The sequence below is a fragment of the Synechococcus sp. OH2 genome (genome assembly GCF_047462155.1).
Classification (GTDB): Bacteria; Cyanobacteriota; Cyanobacteriia; order Thermostichales; family Thermostichaceae; genus Thermostichus.
In genome coordinates this window covers 13,790-17,797 of record NZ_JANSIR010000106.1, presented here as the reverse complement: position 1 = coordinate 17,797, position 4,008 = coordinate 13,790, and the positions used below count along the sequence as shown (strand labels likewise).

Annotated in this window: 3 protein-coding genes and 1 pseudogene; 2 read left to right on the top strand and 2 right to left on the bottom strand. The window is 60.0% G+C overall.

Annotation, left to right across the window (positions count from 1 at the left end; all coding sequences use genetic code 11):
• A partial coding sequence (locus NW835_RS10665; protein ID WP_414415271.1) for an aminotransferase class I/II-fold pyridoxal phosphate-dependent enzyme occupies positions 1 to 728 on the top strand: 728 nt, incomplete at its 5' end.
• A 109-nt stretch (positions 729 to 837) separates the two neighbouring features.
• Here NW835_RS10665 and NW835_RS10660 read toward each other — a convergent pair.
• Entirely contained in the window at positions 838 to 2,046 is a 1,209-nt protein-coding gene (locus NW835_RS10660) for a Coenzyme F420 hydrogenase/dehydrogenase, beta subunit C-terminal domain (RefSeq protein ID WP_414415270.1), read from the bottom strand.
• Between the two features lie 189 nt (positions 2,047 to 2,235).
• A complete protein-coding gene (locus NW835_RS10655; protein ID WP_414363830.1) occupies positions 2,236 to 2,868 on the bottom strand; it encodes a response regulator transcription factor in 633 nt (210 codons plus the stop codon).
• Positions 2,869 to 3,382: 514 nt separating this feature from the next.
• Here NW835_RS10655 and NW835_RS10650 point away from each other — a divergent pair.
• Positions 3,383 to 4,008 (top strand): annotated as a pseudogene (locus tag NW835_RS10650) (RNB domain-containing ribonuclease); the annotation flags it as partial.

The window sequence follows — 4,008 nt, the reverse complement described above, 5'->3', positions numbered from 1 at the left end:
TTGACCTGCAGGAGATCCCGCCGGAGGTGGCCAAGCAGGCGCGGGTGCTCTACTTCAACTACCCCAACAACCCAACGGCGGCGGTGGCGCCCCGCTCTTTTTTTGAAGAAGTGGTGGCCTTTGCCCACCGCTATGAGCTCATTCTGGTGCACGACCTGTGCTACGCGGAGCTGGCCTTTGACGGCTATCGACCCACCAGCCTGCTGCAGATCCCCGGCGCCAAGGACTTGGCCGTGGAGTTCCACACCCTCTCCAAAACCTACAACATGGCTGGCTGGCGGGTGGGCTTTGTGGTGGGCAACCGCCAGATCATCCAGAGCCTGCGCACCCTGAAAACCAACCTCGACTACGGCATTTTTGGCGCACTGCAGAAGGCGGCCGAGACGGCTTTGGCCCTGCCAGAGAGCTACCTACAGCAGGTGCAGGAGCGCTACCGCCGCCGGCGCGACTATCTCATTAGCCGCCTGGCGGAGCTGGGCTGGCAGATTGAGCCGCCGCGGGCGACGATGTACCTCTGGATCCCGACCCCCCGCGCTGCCGACGGCACTCCCGAGGGATCGACGGAGTTTGCCCTGCGGGTGCTGGAATCTACGGGCGTGGTCGTAACCCCCGGCAACGCCTTTGGGGAAGGGGGGGAAGGCTATGTGCGAATTAGCCTGATTGCCGATTGCGAGCGCTTGGGCCAGGCCATCGACCGCTGGGCGGAAGCCGGGATCCGCTATTGCTGACCCCCGACCCCTCTCCCCAAGGGAGTTGCCCAAGCGCTCCGCGCCGCTCACGCGACCACCCCCAACCCCTCTCCCTAAGGGAGTTGCCCTCACCCCCAACCCCTCTCCCTTAGGGAGAGGGGAGTTGGTACTGCTCTACGATGCGCCGGGCAAAGGGAGGGACATGCTGCTCCAACTTGTGGGGATAGTGGCGGCGCAGGTAGAGATAGTTGCGGACAAAGTGGGAATCAATGGAAAAGCGGGCATATTCCAGGCCACGCGGCCCAAAGCGCTGGATTGCCGCCCCCAGGATCCGAGCCAGCCACATGGGCAGGCTCAGAGCCTGCTCGTAGGCTTGGATCCCCTGTTGTACTGCCGCCCGCCGGGATCCCTGCGAGATCACCGCTTGGGTTTCCAGCTCTTCCCAAACCAGATCCAAGAGCTCCCGCCCGCGAGAGTTGCGCACCAGCAGCCACTGCCAGCCAAAGGGGGATCCCATGTAGCCCACCACCAGATCTGCCAGGCCGTTGACGTAGTCGAAACAGGTAAGGCAAGAGGGGGCAAACACGTCCTTGAGTTCTTTGGTCTTGAGGCCAAAAAAAGGCACCTTTTCCACCGAGCCGTCTTCGTGTTTGAAGTGGATGTGGAAGTCCTGCATGAACTCGTAGTGCACCACCGTCTGCGGGGAGCGGCTGGTGGTTTCCAAAAACTTCTGCAGGCCGGCGCGGCTGACATTGTCCACACAGGGCGTGCCCAGCACGTAAAGCCTCTCTAGGCCCAGCTTTTTCTCCACCGCCCGCAAAGCCTGGATCTGACAGCCCACCCCGATAACCAAGAGGCGCTTGAGGCCACTTTGCTCCACCTGCTCCAGCACGGAGAGATTGGGGGATAGGGTTGGCTTGTTAACCCGCGCCGCCAAAACCGCCTCCGGAGTACGCGCCAAGACAGGCCGCGGCTGAAAGCGATCCTGGGGATCCGCCTGCACGCACACCACCCCTTCTACTAGGCCGCTGCTGAGGGCCTTCATGCCGATGCTGCTGACGATGCCCGTCCACTGGGCACCCGGGATTGGATCCCGCCTGCGGGCCGTGTACATTGCCTCGTAGACGCCGAAGTAGTCGCTGTCGCTGACGGCAGCCGACTCGAAGCGCAGCGACTCTCGGGATCGCCCGTGGGTTTGCTCTTCCAGGTGGGTAAACTGCTGGTTTAAGAAGGCACAGGCTTCTTTGACGTAGGCAACATAGCGGGTATCGCAGAGGCCGCACTGGCTGCACAGCTCTTTGGCCGGATAGTGGCCGGAGCGGATGGGTCGGGCCGGACGCGGGGAACGGGATCCCATGGGTTCTAGACCGTAGTGGACAAAGGCACCCTGACCGGTTACCTCACTTTCTTCAGTTTGCTGCCAAAACGACAGACAAGGGCAGAAAAGTTGAGGGATTCCCCCTCCTCCTGGCCACCTTTCGCCACCGCCCAGTGAGGCCCACAGCTTGCCCCCCCACTGGACAGCAGAAGTTCTCTCGGCGGCCCCTCAGCCCCTGCCCAAACCACTTTCGAGGGCCCAGCGGGCCAGCTCGGTGCGGTTGTGCAGGCCAGTTTTGGCCAGCATGTTGCTGACATGGCTTTCGACGGTGCGCTGGCTCACCCCCATCACCTCGGCAATCTCGCGGTTGGACATCCCCCTGGCCACATGCTGGAGCACCTTGGTTTCCGTGGGGGTCAGCTCAATTTCCCGATCCAGCTTGATGACCGGCTGAATGCCGACACTTCGCATTTGCAACAGGCGCTCCGTGTGCTTGAGAACCGACTCCACCTGGGCCACCAGCTCTTCCGCTTCAAAGGGCTTGACCAGGTAAACATCTGCCCCCGTGTTGAGCCCGCGCACCCGATCGGCTGTTTGCCCGCGCGCCGACAAAAAAATCACCGGGATCCAGTCCGTCGCGCTGTTGGAGCGAATGGTCTGGACGAACGTGTAGCCATCCATCTCCGGCATCATCACATCGCAGATGATCAAATCCGGAGTGAAATGGCGCATCGCCTCTAACCCTTCTTGACCGTTGCTCGCCGCCACCACCTCGTAACCGCGAAACTCCAGGTAGTCCTTTACCAGCAGGATCAGGTTGGGATCGTCATCGACAAGCAACAGTCGCTTTGGGTTGTCCACGGCTGACCTTTTGAGCGCTAGAAGGGGGAAAAAGCACGGCTCTCCTTCCCTAACTTTGTCTAGGGAAAAGAAACCACAATGGGTGCCCTCTTATGGCACACCCCTAGCTTAACTAAGTAGCAGCCTGGGGTAACTGTATCCTACCCTCAGAGCCCAGAATACCATATGGAAGTGGAAACTGCATGCTTGAGAAATGCTGGCAACAGTATCTCTACGCAATTTGGGGATCCCAGTTGGTAACTTGATCCTAGAAACTTGTCAGAACTTGCCCCTCCCTTGGAATCGCGGTGTGGAATACGTAACCATACTCTACCGGAAGGCCTGTATCCCGTAGGTGTCTTATGTATACATAGTACCGTATACCCATATTCTCCTTAGGTATTTATCTGCAAAGATTGCCAGTTCTCGTGTCTGCGTGTCTTCTGGCCGGGGTTTCCGCGTGGGCAGGCGGGCAGAGCTGGTGGAAAATGGAGGAAAGCCTGCACTTCAACAACAGCCGACATGGGGAGAAAGGGTGGAAAAGGGCACACTGGTGGAGTTTCGCCACAATAACGACCGTGTGTTGGCCGTAGTTCAGGGCACCGAGGGCAAAAAGAACCTACTGCTGGGCGTAGCGTCGGGGCAGGTGCACAGCGTTCACCCTCGCCAAATTACCTTTGCCTTGAACGGCAATTCCAGCTTTACGGTGGCGGATATCCCGGGCTTTTGGCAGGCGGTGCAGGCGAAGTTGGATCCCGAAAGTTTGGCTTTGGCCTGGGAATTGGTTCAGGAGGAGCGCCGGCCCCTGAGCCTGTCGGAGATGGCCCAGTTGTTGTTTTCCGACGATTCTCCGGTCTCTACTTATGCTGCTTACCGCCTTTTGAGTGAGGATTTCATCTACTTTAAGGCAAAGGGGGAAGGCTACGAGCCGCGTACCCCGGCGCAGGTGAAGGAAATCCGCCATCAAATTGCCGTCACCCAGCAGCGGCAGCAGGAACAGGCCGAGTTTGAGGCCCGCCTAAGGGCAGCGGTGGCCCAGCCTGGGCAAAAGTACACTTGGACCCCAGCGGAGCGAGCTCGTCTGGAGCTGCTGGAGCGCCTAGCTTTGCAGGGAGCGGCGGCCAGCATTCGCAGCCACGAGGATCTCTCCCACAACCTTAC